This is a genomic window from Marinobacter sp. ST-43 (assembly GCF_030541085.1).
GTDB classification, from domain to species: Bacteria; Pseudomonadota; Gammaproteobacteria; order Pseudomonadales; family Oleiphilaceae; genus Marinobacter; species Marinobacter nauticus.
Map to the genome: position 1 here is coordinate 63890 of NZ_JASSVO010000011.1, position 12273 is coordinate 76162.

Annotated in this window: 12 protein-coding genes; 4 read left to right on the forward strand and 8 right to left on the reverse strand. The window is 59.3% G+C overall.

Features of this window, described 5'->3' with window-relative positions; translation table 11 throughout:
* The first annotated feature begins 129 nt into the window (after window positions 1–129).
* Window positions 130–1149 carry a putative solute-binding protein gene (locus QPL98_RS13560; RefSeq protein WP_303293428.1) on the forward strand — a complete coding sequence of 340 codons (1020 nt, stop codon included), beginning with the start codon at window positions 130–132 and terminating at the stop codon, window positions 1147–1149.
* A 39-nt stretch (window positions 1150–1188) separates the two neighbouring features.
* Here the strand turns inward: QPL98_RS13560 and QPL98_RS13565 are convergent, their stop codons facing one another.
* Window positions 1189–1461, reverse strand: coding sequence for an HU family DNA-binding protein (locus QPL98_RS13565; protein WP_286714237.1), 273 nt, complete (start codon window positions 1459–1461; stop codon window positions 1189–1191).
* A 261-nt stretch (window positions 1462–1722) separates the two neighbouring features.
* On the opposite strand from QPL98_RS13565, the gene QPL98_RS13570 reads away from it, so the two are divergent.
* Both QPL98_RS13570 and QPL98_RS13575 read left to right on the forward strand, forming a co-directional pair.
* Entirely contained in the window at window positions 1723–2775 is a 1053-nt protein-coding gene (locus QPL98_RS13570; protein WP_286714238.1) for a hypothetical protein, read from the forward strand.
* A gap of 25 nt (window positions 2776–2800) precedes the next feature.
* Window positions 2801–4867 carry a TRAP transporter large permease subunit gene (locus tag QPL98_RS13575; protein WP_286714239.1) on the forward strand — a complete coding sequence of 689 codons (2067 nt, stop codon included), beginning with the start codon at window positions 2801–2803 and terminating at the stop codon, window positions 4865–4867.
* 116 nt (window positions 4868–4983) lie between these two features.
* On the opposite strand, the gene QPL98_RS13580 is transcribed toward QPL98_RS13575, so the two are convergent.
* From QPL98_RS13580 to mutM, 6 genes are all read right to left on the reverse strand, one after another.
* Window positions 4984–6519: a phosphoenolpyruvate carboxykinase gene (locus tag QPL98_RS13580; protein ID WP_022991326.1), complete on the reverse strand. Its 1536-nt coding sequence runs from the start codon at window positions 6517–6519 to the stop codon at window positions 4984–4986.
* 174 nt (window positions 6520–6693) lie between these two features.
* A complete protein-coding gene (hslO, locus tag QPL98_RS13585; RefSeq protein ID WP_022991325.1) occupies window positions 6694–7548 on the reverse strand; it encodes an Hsp33 family molecular chaperone HslO in 855 nt (284 codons plus the stop codon).
* Window positions 7549–7635: 87 nt separating this feature from the next.
* Window positions 7636–8043 (reverse strand): ribosome-associated heat shock protein Hsp15, encoded by a 408-nt coding sequence (gene hslR / locus QPL98_RS13590; protein ID WP_011787156.1) that lies wholly within the window; start codon window positions 8041–8043, stop codon window positions 7636–7638.
* 48 nt (window positions 8044–8091) lie between these two features.
* The gene (gene yrfG, locus QPL98_RS13595; protein ID WP_199451586.1) at window positions 8092–8781 is read right to left on the reverse strand and encodes a GMP/IMP nucleotidase; all 690 of its coding nucleotides are present in this window, start codon (window positions 8779–8781) and stop codon (window positions 8092–8094) included.
* An 86-nt stretch (window positions 8782–8867) separates the two neighbouring features.
* A complete protein-coding gene (locus QPL98_RS13600) occupies window positions 8868–9200 on the reverse strand; it encodes a hypothetical protein (RefSeq protein WP_011787154.1) in 333 nt (110 codons plus the stop codon).
* A gap of 176 nt (window positions 9201–9376) precedes the next feature.
* Window positions 9377–10189 carry a bifunctional DNA-formamidopyrimidine glycosylase/DNA-(apurinic or apyrimidinic site) lyase gene (gene mutM / locus QPL98_RS13605; protein WP_199451585.1) on the reverse strand — a complete coding sequence of 271 codons (813 nt, stop codon included), beginning with the start codon at window positions 10187–10189 and terminating at the stop codon, window positions 9377–9379.
* A gap of 187 nt (window positions 10190–10376) precedes the next feature.
* Here mutM and QPL98_RS13610 point away from each other — a divergent pair, with 187 nt between their 5' ends.
* The gene (locus QPL98_RS13610; RefSeq protein WP_011787152.1) at window positions 10377–11555 is read left to right on the forward strand and encodes an acyl-CoA desaturase; all 1179 of its coding nucleotides are present in this window, start codon (window positions 10377–10379) and stop codon (window positions 11553–11555) included.
* A 38-nt stretch (window positions 11556–11593) separates the two neighbouring features.
* Here the strand turns inward: QPL98_RS13610 and rsmD are convergent, their stop codons facing one another.
* Window positions 11594–12229, reverse strand: coding sequence for a 16S rRNA (guanine(966)-N(2))-methyltransferase RsmD (gene rsmD, locus QPL98_RS13615; RefSeq protein ID WP_303293429.1), 636 nt, complete (start codon window positions 12227–12229; stop codon window positions 11594–11596).
* Window positions 12230–12273 lie beyond the last annotated feature (44 nt).

Sequence of the window (12273 nt, forward strand, 5' to 3'; positions counted from 1 at the left end):
AAAACCCTTGATGGCAGGCACCTGAGCCAACGTATTCTATGACCTGACCCTCTACGGTCAGGTCATAGAATACGAGAGCCAGTCACCCGGATGTGACCGGCCCGACAATAAAAACTCAGGAGTCATCCCGTGAAATCAATCCGCTTTTCCCGCCGGCTCGCCATGGCGGCCGTCCTGTGTGCCAGCGTGGTGGCACCCTCCCTGGTTCAGGCCCAGGATGAAATCCTTGAGCGCAGTTTCTGTGTGTTTGACCCGGTTGGTGCCAATGGCCCGCTGTTTGCCATTACCAAGGAGTTCCAGCCGGTGGCCCTCAAGCGAGGCATCAAGCTGGAACTGCGTGCCTACACCGATGAAAAAGTAGCGGCCGAAGACTTCAAGGCCGGTCAGTGCGATGCCGTGTTGCTGACCGGCACCCGTGCCCGGGAATTCAACAAGTTTACCGGTAGCCTCGAAGCCATGGGGGCAGTGCCGGGTGAAGAAGAAATGCGCCTGTTGTACAACACCCTGAGCCAGCCCAAGGCCCGGCCGTTCCTGGTTGACGGGCCCTATGAGGTAGCCGGTGTCTTTCCTGCCGGGGCCATTTACCTGTATACCCGCGACCGGGCCATTGATTCGGTCGAGAAACTCCAGGGCAAACGCATCGCAACGCTGGATTACGACTCGGCCTCGGTGCGCATGGTCCGTCATGTCGGCGCATCGGTGGTTGGCTCCAACTCCGCCAACTTTGCCGGCAAGTTCAATAATGGCAGTGTCGACCTGGCCTATGCACCAGCCGTGGCCTATCAGCCTCTGGAACTCTATAAGGGCGTTAATTCCAAGGGTGGGGTGTTCAAGTATGCCCTGGCGTACATGAACTTCCAGGTCATTATTCATCGCGACCGTTTCCCGGAAGACGCCGGCCAGATGGTTCGGGATGAGTCCATCAAGCGGATTGATCAGGCCTACGAGATCATTGCGGAAGCGGAGTCCGGGATTCCTGCCGAGGTTTGGATGCACCCGCCCCGGGAAGATGTGGCCGAGTACGACAAGATGCTGCGCCAGGTTCGTCTTTCACTGTTGGAGGACGGGGTCTATGACGAGCGCGCCATCAAGTTGATGGAGGCGATTCGCTGTCGGGTGGATGGCTCCCGTTCGGAGTGCGCATCCTGAGGCACTGAGCGGCCCGCATACAGAGCGGGCCGCAGGTGATCAGCGGATGGCGTCTTTCAGGGCCTTGCCGGCCTTGAAACCCACGGTCTTGCTGGCAGGGATCTGGATGCTTGAGCCGGTTTGCGGGTTGCGCCCGCTGCGGGCTTCCCGGCTGCGGATGTTGAAGGTACCGAAACCGATCAGTGTCACGTCCTCTCCCCGCGCGGCAGCCGCCGACACCTGGTCGGTAAACGCGTTGATTACCTCTCCGGCCTTTTCCCGGGTAAGGCCGGTTTTGTCGGCAATGGCAGCAGCAAGTTCAGGTTTGCGCATCGGATACTCCTGATTATTCGTTCTGATTGTTGTTGGTTATTGCCCCGGCCAGGCCGGAGGCTGAAGCAATCTATAGTGGCTTTGGGCTGAATCTGCAAACCTTCTTCGGTAACGATATGTTCCCGGAGGCGTCATTTGCGGGATCGGTCTCATAAACCCGGGGCGGAGTTCGTCATAATGAACGCCGGTTACAGACTGTAACAAACGGTGCAGTCCGCCCCCATCTTCTGGACAGAACACAAGAACAAAAGGTTGAAAGGTATGAAGGGTTTCCGGAGATCCCCGACAACATCATCTGGGCTTCGCGGCATGGTGGCGGCATTGACTGCCGGTCTCCTGCTGAGCGGCTGCGGGGCGGTCAATAACATGATCTACAAGACCACGGGGGATGTCATGAAGGGCTTCTCCCGCAACCATACCGTCCCCTACCTCATGGAGTCGGACGATCTGGCCATGGGCTGTTCCATGAGCGAGGCTACCGCGCCGCTGTTGATGTCGTTTGGTCGGGTAACCAGCGAGCCGGATCAACTGGCTGTGATGCTCTACCTGTCTTCGGGCAGTTGTGCGGAAGAGCAGGCCAGGGAGCATGAGCTGGCAGGGTTGGCCGCCATGCACTCCATGGACGCGACCGCGGCGGAAGACGCCTTTATTCGCCAGAAGCGTGCCCATACCCTGGCCGCTCGCCGCTATCTGAAAAGCTGGCAGCATCACAATAGCCACTATGGCAACCCGGATGAAACCGAGTGCCCGGATTTCGACGATGACATGGACGAGTTCATGTACATGGCCGGTTTGCTGTCCGGGCTGCAGGCGCTTAACGCCCAGATCCAGGCCACTTCCTCGGTGGGCGTTCCGTTCAATACCGGCTCCGTGGTGGGCCGTGCTACCCAGTGTCTGGATAACAAGAAATGGTGGGGCGCCCCCATGGGCCTGCGTGCCACGGTCTGGGCCATGATCCCGGGAACCCAGCCCCAGGGTGAAGATGCCTTCGAGCGCCTGGCCATTGCCGCGGAGCAGGGCGAGGAAGCTGGCGTCCGACTGGGCCATGTGTTCCAGGCCATTGCGGCCATGAACAAGAATGATGAAGCCCTGGTGAAGTCGGTTATCCGGGACCATGCTGAATCCCTTGAGGCCAATCCCGCCAACGAGGAATGGCGGTTTGTGGATGCCATGGCGACCAATATGCTGGTGGCGATTTCGGATCGGTTGTGGGTGGAAAACACCGGCCACCGCACCCCCATCGGGCAGTTCGGTGCCTTCTGGGATGACCAGCGTGAACCGGTCGAGACCATGGATCTGGACGACCTGTTGTAACCATCATCAAGCCGAGTAAGCCGTTATGCCCCAGGGTGGTTTTCGTCGTAGTGGTCTGGAGTGGTTTTCATCGCTGCCGGCCTGTCTGTTGTTGCTGGCTGTGGTTCTGTTCTCCACCAGCAGTGATATTCATAATCAGATGTTGCGCGCTGGTGAGCAGCTCTGGAGCGGTTATTACAAGCTGCGCATGGACCCGGTACAACCGGAGTGCGACCTCAACCGGGATATTGAGGCAGAGGTCGCTCGGGAGCTGGCTGAGCAAGCGCCGGCAGACGACCCGATGGCAGCACTGCTTGGCGCCCATGAAAAAGACCCCCGGGAAGTCCGTCTTGCCATAGAGCGCTCGGTGGCGGATTGCCGGGCCGCTCACGCCAGTTACGAAGACCTGCAGGACAAACTGACTCCCGGTGTGAAAGCCTATCGGGCGGTAGAGCTTTTTGTAGCCGACCTGATCGCGTTCGGGCTCACAGCCCAACGCTATGTTCTGGTGATTCTGGTGATGCTGTGTGCGGTGACCGCCACACTCACCCGCCATCACATTGCCATGCGAGCCATGGAGACCCGGCTGGACTACACCGTCTCCCACACTCTGCAAACCATTGCCAACGCCATGTTGCTGGGCTCGTCAGTGATCTTCCGGCAATCCAGCCTGGCCAGCAGCACCGCCGTATCCGGTGAGGAGCTGCTGCTACACAATTTCTGGATTGTCGGCTTTGCCTGCCTGACGCTGGCGAGCCTCTATCGCCTGTTCCGCGTGCCCGACAATCTGGCGCCGGGGGGCAATCTGAATCAGGCGTTTCTGTCGGTTCCGCTCTATACCGTGATGTGTCTGATTTCAGGTACCTACTTCGCGCTGATCGGCCATTCCTCCGGTATCGGGATCTATCTGGGCAAGATGATGGAACTGGCCGACATGTTCCTGAATGTGGGACTGTACGTGTGGGTGGGCATGATGCTGAAACAGACCCGCCTGGCGACTCTGGTTTTCAATATTTTCCGGCCCTGGCGTATGCCGCCGGAGATGCTGGCGGTGGTGGCCGTTCTGGTGGCGGCGGTACCTACCGCCTATACCGGTGCTTCCGGTATTTTTGTAATTGCTGCCGGTGCCGTTATCTACAGTGAGCTCCGAGCGGCGGGCGCGCGCCGACATCTGGCCCTGGCGGCCACGGCCATGTCGGGCTCCCTGGGTGTGGTATTGCGGCCGTGTCTGCTGGTGGTGGTGATTGCCTACCTGAACCGAGAGGTGACGACCGATGAGTTGTTTGGCTGGGGCATCTGGGTATTCGTACTGACCGCCACCATGTTTGCGATGGTGGCTCTCACGGTGAACCGGCAGAGCCAGTTTGACCTGGCCCCGGCGGCCGATGCCTTTCCGGCGTCCATCCAGGCTTTGCGGCCATTGATTCCCTATGTGATCGTGATCGCTGCCGTAGTGCTGTTCTACCGGCTTGCCCTGGATGTGAAGATGGACGAATTTTCGGCGCCCCGGTTGCTGCCGGTGATCATGCTGGCCATTCTGGTATATGAGCATATCAGCCTGAAAAATGGCCGGGGCCGGGCGTCCGGTGAGATCAATCACCAGGGGCTGGAGCGCAGCGTTCGTGGCGCGACCAACGATACCACCGCCGAGATTGGCGCCCTTTTGTTGCTGCTGGGGCTGTCGGTGAGCATTGGTGGTGTGATCGAGCGCTCCCACATCATGGAAACTTTCCCGCAGGCGTTCGACAGTCCCTGGTCTGCCATGCTGCTGATGGTAGTGATCCTGGTGATTCTGGGGATGATCATGGACGCCTTCGGGGCGGTGATTCTGGTAACCGCAACGGTGGCGACCATAGCCTACTCCAGCGGTATTCACCCGGTGCATTTCTGGATGGTGACGCTGGTAGCCTTCGAGCTTGGCTACCTGAGCCCGCCTGTGGCCCTGAACCATCTGCTCACCCGCCAGGTGGTGGGCGAGGCTGAGGTGCTGGCGGCCCAGCAGGAAGGTGGAACCTTCTACCAGCGCCACGAACGCATCATCATGCCACTGATTGCCATGGGTATTTCTCTGGTACTGGTGGCCTTTGTGCCGTTGCTGTTCTACGCCAACTGATTTCTCTGCCCGAGGCCGCCCCGGCGGCCTGTCTGGTCTGTGTTCTCAAACCAAAGGCACAAAAAAAGCGCCGAGCTTTCGCAAGGCGCTTTTTTTATGGCAGTGGGAAAGCGGCTTTAGCCGGCTTTCGGGCCCGCTTCAACAATGGCGTCGGCCACGTCGAATTTCTTGAAGTTTTCCACGAACTGGGCAATCAGCTCCTGAGCCTTGCCGTCGTAGTAGTCCGGGCTGACCCAGGTGGTGCGCGGGTTCAGCAGCTCGGTGTCTACGCCCGGAACGTGCTTGGGCACGTCCAGATTCAGGGCATCCAGGTGCTCGGTTTCGACGTCGTCCAGATCGCCGTTCTGGATGGCGGCAATGATGGCGCGGGTGGTCGGAATGCTGAAACGCTTGCCTTCACCGTAGGGGCCACCGGTCCAGCCGGTGTTGACCAGAAATACCTTGCTGCCGAATTCGTCGATACGCTTCATCAGCAGCTCGGCATAGACGCCGGCCGGGCGCGGGAAGAACGGCGCACCAAAGCAGGTCGAGAAGGTGGACTTCAGCTTGGAGGATGAGCCCATTTCGGTGGAGCCCACCAGCGCGGTGTAGCCACTCAGGAAATGGTACGCAGCCGCTTCACGACTCAGGATGGATACCGGAGGCAGAACGCCGGTCATGTCGCAGGTCAGGAAGATGATGTGCGAGGGCTCACCGGCACGGTTCTCGATCACGCGCTTTTCGACGTGCTCGAGCGGATAGGCGCAGCGGGAGTTTTCGGTCAGTGAAACGTCGTTGTAATCCGGCTCGCGGGTCTCCGGATCAATCATCACGTTCTCAACGATGGCGCCGAAACGGATGGCGTCCCAGATGATCGGTTCGTTCTTCTGGCTCAGGTCGATGCACTTGGCGTAGCAACCGCCTTCAATATTGAATACGGTGCCCGGGCCCCAGCCGTGCTCATCGTCACCGATCAGGAACCGGTGCGGGTCTGCAGACAGGGTGGTTTTGCCGGTGCCGGACAGGCCGAAGAACAGGCAGGTCTCGCCGGTTTCACTGACGTTGGCTGAGCAGTGCATGGGCAGAACGTCTTTCTCGGGCAGAAGGAAGTTCTGAACCGAGAACATGGCTTTTTTCATTTCGCCTGCGTAGTGCATGCCGGCCAGCAACACCTTGCGCTTGGCGAAGTTGATGATGACGCAGCCGTCGGAGTTGGTGCCATCACGCTCCGGTACACACTCGAAATTAGCGGCGTTGAGAATCTGCCATTCCTGCTTGTCGGCCGGGTTGAAGCTATCCGGGCGAATGAACAGGTTGCGGCCGAACAGGTTCTGCCACGCGGTTTCCGTGGTCATTTTTACCGGCAGGTAGTGTTCCGGGTCGGAACCAACGTGAACGTGAGAGACGAAGCGGTCTTTTTCGGCGATGTAGGCTTCAACGCGATCCCACAGGGCATCGAACTTTTCAGCATCGAACGGGCGGTTGATCGGACCCCAGTGAATGTCGTCGGCGGTGCTGGGCTCCTCGACGATAAAGCGGTCCATAGGAGACCGGCCGGTACGCTCACCGGTGGTGACCACCAGAGAACCGTTGGATGCCAGCTGGCCTTCGTTCCTTGCTAATGCCAGCTCGACCAGTCGTGCTGTACTCAGATCATTATAAGTGTTGCTCACTTCGACCTCGCCCTCGGGATGTCTTCGTGATTGCCCAGGCCGTCCCCCCGAAAATTGACGGAAAACTGAACAATCGGGTCAATTCAGGCGCGCTATTATGCCAGAGACGCCCACAAAAAACGACTGCCCTGAAAGCCGCGCCAGAGGCGGCTTCCGGGCAAGTTCAGTGACTGCTTAGTGTAACGTATGGCCGGTGAAAAGGTGATCAATATCATTTCTATTGAAGCGATAGTTTGCGTGACAGAACTGGCAGTCCATGTTGATGCTGCCCTGTTCGTCGAGGATGCTGTAGCACTCGTCCTTGCCGATGGCTTCCAGCGCGGCCAGGGTGCGTTCGTGGGAACAGCTGCAGCGGAAGGCAACCGGATCCGGCTCGAACAGGCGCACCGTTTCCTCGTGGAACAGCCGGTGCAGCAGGGTTTCACTGTCCAGGCTCAGCAGTTCCTCCGCTTCCACTGTGCGGGCCAGGTGGTTCACCCGGTTCCACAGGTCATCGTCGTCATCGGTATGGCCGGGAAGGCGCTGGAGTAACAGGCCGGCAGCGGTATCCTCGTTGGCAAACAGGAACAGGCTGGTGGCGATCTGCTCGGAGCGCTCGAAGTACTCTTCCAGGCAGCCGGCCAGGGTTTCTGATTCCCTTGGTACCACGCCCTGATAGCGCTGGCCCTGTTCCGGGGTAATGGTGATGGCCATACGGCTTTTTCCGAGCAGCTCGTGCAGGGTTTCGCCGCTGACCGCATCGGCATCAAAGCGGGCCAGGCCACGGATATGGCGGTCATGGCTGCATTCGGCCATGAGTGTGCTGAGGGCACCTTCACCCGCTGCCTGCAGCGAGAGAGTGCCTTTGAATTTCAGGGTGCTGCTCATCAGTACGCTGGCTACCAGGGATTCTCCCAGCAGCTCGCGGACTGAATCCGGGTAGGGGGCCTGGCCGGTGATTTCCTTGAAACTCTCGCCCAGCTGTACCCAGGCACCCCGCACCTGGCTGTGTTCAAAGAGAAAACGTTGGAACTGGTCGCGGGATGCCATGGTGTCTCCTGGAGCTGATGTATCGATTTACTGGGAGTTACTGAAACGGGGTTGTATACGGGTTGTCAGATATGTGGGATTCAATGGTTACAGACCATTCTGTTCCCGGAAGCGCTGGATATCCCGGCGATCTTTCTTGCTCGGCCTTCGAGCCGGGGGCAGCTGTGCAGCCTGCATGGTCTTGCGTTGCCAGGCCAGATCTTCCCGCCGTTTCACGCTGTCGTCGGTTTCGTGATAGAGCTTCTGGGCTTCCGGGGCGCCCCGGCGTCGGTCGCTGATGTCGTCGACGATCACGATCTTTTCCTGCCAGCCCAGGCGCAGGGTCACTTTGGCGCCGGTCTCAACGATCTTGCCGGGCTTGGTGCGCTGGCTGTTGTAGTGCACCTTGCCGCCTTCAATCGCCTCTTTGGCGAGCGAGCGGGTTTTATAGAATCGCGCTGCCCACAGCCATTTATCGAGCCGGACTTTCTGATCGTCTGCGTTCGCCGCCGTCATATCTCCTCACCTGTCGGGCAAATGCCGCAATAATCCATTATAACCCCCTCATGGGGTGGATGGCACTGCTGTATGTGAGCGCAAGGCAGGCAGTACTTCATCGAAGTGATGAATGCCGGGAATGTCCGGGTGGTGGTCTTTGGATGGCTGCTGGCTGTCGGGGGCCAGAATCGCCAGGCACTGGCCAATACCGGCGGCACGGGCACTCTCAAGCACCGGGAAACTGTCGTCGACCATCAGGGTAGATTGGTGACGATAGGGGGAGCGGCCGGCAAGGTCCTGCCAGAACGCCGGGTCCTCTTTGGGCTTGCCCAGTTCGTGGCTGGAGACGATGCCGTCAACATGCTGATCCAGTCCGGTCCGCTGAAGCTTCAGGGCCAGAGGATCCGGATGGCAGTTGGTGACGATGACCGAGCGCAGTCCGGCCTGGCGCAGTGCGGCCAGGAAGTCGGTTACATGGGGGCGGTAGCCAATGCGGTCGCCAACTTCCGCCTTAAGGCCGGTTATGTCCAGGGCAAGGCGTTCGCTCCAGTAATCGGTGCAGTACCAGTTCAGTGAGCCCCGCTCGGCCATAATCATCGGAATCAGGTAGTCCCGGGCCTCGGTTGGGTGCAGGTCAAAGTGTTCGGCATAGCGCCTTGGCAGGTGCTCCAGCCAGAAGTGGTTGTCGAAATGCAGATCCAGCAGTGTCCCGTCCATATCGAGGAACACCGTATCGAGGGTTGACCAGTCCACCATAAACAAAACAGCCTGAAGAATTTTCTTCAGGCTGCCTCAGATCCCGACCAGTGGCAAGCCGGGATTTTACGGATCGGTGCGCCAAATCAGTTGTCGGACTGCTCCACCGTTTCTGACTTGCGACCGGTGCGGGTGCAGCCCAGGCAGCGCACGAAGGTGGCCTTGGCCGGGCCAACCACCAGCACTTCACCGGCTTCACCGGCATTGCCGCCAAGCGCCGAGAATGGCAGGGATACCAGATACACAGCACTACCAATAATGGTTGTGGCCAGCAGCGCCGGGCGCAGCAACACCGCATCGGCGGTCATGGCCAGCGCAGACGGGCTTTCGTCCACGGCACGGGCATGGCCGAGCGATGAGAATGCCAGCAGGCAGGCTGCGACGGTGGCTACCAGGGTGCGGGAAATCTTGCGGGTCATGTCATTCTCTCCTGAACGTATCAGCCCGGTTGGTCAGGGCTCGCCTGTCTCTGTATTGCGAGCCAGCATGTTCGCGCTGCGTGCGGCGACCGGGTACTAGCACTCCATTAACTATGAATCATATTGCCTCAATTTCAAACGGTTTTTCGTTGAAAAGTGTGAGCCGTTGCGGAATCTCAGCGCTGGCATCGGGGGCAGTAAACCGTCGATCGGTTGTTCATGCGGATCTCTTTCAGCGGGGTGTTGCATTCGGTGCAGGGCGCTCCCGCCTTGCCATAAACCAGTAGCGACTGGGCGAAATACCCCGGTTTGCCGTCGCTGTTGACGAAGTCCCGCAGAGTGGTGCCGCCCATCAGTATGGCGGCGCTGAGGGTTTCCCGGATGGCCTCGGCCAGCTTGTGGTAGCGGTCCAGGCTGATGCGGCCGGCTTTGCGTTTCGGGTGGATGCCGGCCTTGAACAGCGCTTCGTTTGCGTAGATGTTGCCCACACCAACCACCACATGGTTGTCCATGATGAAGGATTTGACCGGCGTCTGTTTATGCCGGGACAGGCGAAAAAGCCAGGCGCCGTTGAAACCTTCGGATAGGGGTTCCGGACCGAGCGCGCTGATCAGTGGATGCCGGTTCCAGTCGGTAGTCCACAGCCAACAGCCGAAGCGTCGCGGGTCATTGAAGCGCAGGCGGCGATGATTGCCGAGGACAAGCTCGACGTGATCGTGAGTCATGGCGGGGCTGTCGTCGGTGATCACTCTGAGACTGCCCGACATGCCCAGATGGACAATCACGGAACCAGTCTCCAGGTGCAGGAACAGGTATTTCGCCCTGCGCTCCACGGCCCGGATGGTCTTGCCTTCCAGGTGCTCGGCCAGATCCGCCGGCACCGGCCAGCGCAGGCTGGGGTTGCGGACAATTACCCGCTGGATGGTCTGGCCCTCGCAGTGAGGCGCAATGCCCTGACGGGTGGTTTCAACTTCAGGTAATTCCGGCACAGAGCCTCCACCAACAGACAGATTTTGAGACGAAACAGTGTAATCGGTAACAAAAAAGCCGCCAAACCTGGTTGTCCAGGCTTACACCTGTACGCTAGAGTGGGCCTAACGATCACCCCCTTCGAGTGCCAGCGACATCCCTCAGCAGTATCGCCTTTCGAAGTTAATCGAGTTTCGAGGATTATCTATGTGGTTTAACGGTCTTCTGGACCTTTCTGTGTGGCAGCTGATCGCGGTCACTCTGGTGATGACACACATCACCATCGTCAGCGTTACCCTTTATCTGCATCGTCATTCGGCCCATAACGCGCTGGATCTGCATCCCGTCCTCAAGCACTTTTTCCGCTTCTGGCTCTGGCTGACCACGGCCCAGAACACCAAAGAGTGGACGGCCATCCACCGTAAACACCATGCCAAGTGCGAAACCGAGGAAGATCCTCACAGCCCGGTGGTGCTGGGTATTCGCAAGGTGCTGTTTGAGGGCGCCGAGTTATACGCAGCTTCTGCCACCCCTGAAACCCTTGAGCGCTATGGCCAGCGCACCCCGGAAGACTGGGTCGAGCGCAACCTCTACAGCCGGTACAAGACCCTGGGTATTGCCTTGATGGCGGTGATCAACCTGGCGCTGTTCGGGGTGCACGGTATCTGGATCTGGGCGGTCCAGATGATGTGGATTCCGGTATGGGCTGCCGGCGTGGTCAATGGTATCGGCCATTACCTGGGCTATCGGAATTTCGAATGCGCCGATAACGCCCGCAACATCTCGCCGCTGGGTATCCTGATTGGTGGTGAAGAGCTGCACAACAATCACCACACCTATCCGAATTCGGCCAAGCTGTCTCGTCGCTGGTACGAAGTGGACATCGGTTGGGGTTACATTCGTCTGTTCCAGCTGTTTGGTCTGGCGACGCCGAAAGGCTACCGGCCTATTGCTCATTATGTTCCGGGCAAGCAGGCGGTGGACGTGGAAACCGTTCAGGCTATCGCCAATAACCGCTTTGTGATCATGCGCCAGTATCGCAAGCGAGTAATGGAGCCGGTGCTGCGACAGCAGAAAGCGTTGATGGACGACGAAATTCGTCCCCGTTATCGCAAGCTCAAGCAATTGTTGTCTCGCGAAATCAGCCTGATCAAGCCTCGGGAAAAAGAACATCTCGACACGGTGCTGGAGCGCAACGAAGTGCTCAGGCTGATCTACGAGAAGAGTCATGAACTCCAGGCACTCTGGCGCCAGCGCGGGCTCAAGCCCCAGGACAAGCTGCAGGCGTTGATGGAGTGGTGTCGTGACGCCGAAGCCAGTGGTGTTCGTTACCTGGAAGAGTTTGCCGCCCACCTGCGAGCGTATTCCTTGCGCCCCGCTTCCTGAGACAGGCCTGCCTGTAGGATGCGCCGGAAGCCCCCCCGTTACTGGGTTTCCGGTTCGTCACTCCGTTCAACCCGGAAAAGACAGTAGCTGACCTGGCCTGCTGATTTCTGTCGGTGCAGATGCCAGCTGGCCGGTACCGCCGGCAAGGCTCTTTCACTCTCGTGTTCGACATAGATCCAGCCACCCGGCTTCACCCATTGCTGGGTGTCCAGCAGCGGTATCAACCGTTCAAGCCAGCCTTGCCGGAATGGCGGGTCCATAAACACGATGTCGTAGCCCTGGCCGTCACCCTTTGCCAGAAACTGTTCCACATCCTGGCAGGCGACATCCCCTTTGTTGGTTCCCAGCAGTCGGAGGTTGTCCCGGAGCGCTTTGGCCAGGGCGGGGGTGTGGTCCACCAGCGTTGCCTGCGCTGCTCCACGGGACAGTGCTTCCAGTCCCAGAGCCCCGGAACCGGCGAACAGATCCAGGCACCGGCTGCCTGCCAGGTGGAAGTTCAGCCAGTTGAACAGGGTTTCCCGGGTGCGGGCCGGGCTGGGCCGCACGCCGCCGGCGTCCGGAAAGCGCAGTTTCCGGCTGCGCCAGTCGCCGCCGATGATTCTCAGTTCGCCGGTTCCGGAGCCTTTGCCTGGTGAGACGACGGGTTTTTTGCGGGCTGGGGGACGTCGTGCCATAGGGGCGAGGCTCCGGGAAAATCATGGATGGCTGATGTTTGCGG

Bases quoted from the DNA above. Each gene is read 5' to 3' on its own strand.
- rsmD (WP_303293429.1), bottom strand. From the start codon at position 12,229: ATGGCACGACGTCCCCCAGCCCGCAAAAAACCCGTCGTCTCACCAGGC.
- QPL98_RS13565 (WP_286714237.1), bottom strand. From the start codon at position 1,461: ATGCGCAAACCTGAACTTGCTGCTGCCATTGCCGACAAAACCGGCCTT.
- hslR (WP_011787156.1), bottom strand. From the start codon at position 8,043: ATGACGGCGGCGAACGCAGACGATCAGAAAGTCCGGCTCGATAAATGG.
- QPL98_RS13570 (WP_286714238.1), top strand. From the start codon at position 1,723: ATGAAGGGTTTCCGGAGATCCCCGACAACATCATCTGGGCTTCGCGGC.
- QPL98_RS13575 (WP_286714239.1), top strand. From the start codon at position 2,801: ATGCCCCAGGGTGGTTTTCGTCGTAGTGGTCTGGAGTGGTTTTCATCG.
- yrfG (WP_199451586.1), bottom strand. From the start codon at position 8,781: ATGGTGGACTGGTCAACCCTCGATACGGTGTTCCTCGATATGGACGGG.
- QPL98_RS13600 (WP_011787154.1), bottom strand. From the start codon at position 9,200: ATGACCCGCAAGATTTCCCGCACCCTGGTAGCCACCGTCGCAGCCTGC.
- hslO (WP_022991325.1), bottom strand. From the start codon at position 7,548: ATGGCATCCCGCGACCAGTTCCAACGTTTTCTCTTTGAACACAGCCAG.
- QPL98_RS13610 (WP_011787152.1), top strand. From the start codon at position 10,377: ATGTGGTTTAACGGTCTTCTGGACCTTTCTGTGTGGCAGCTGATCGCG.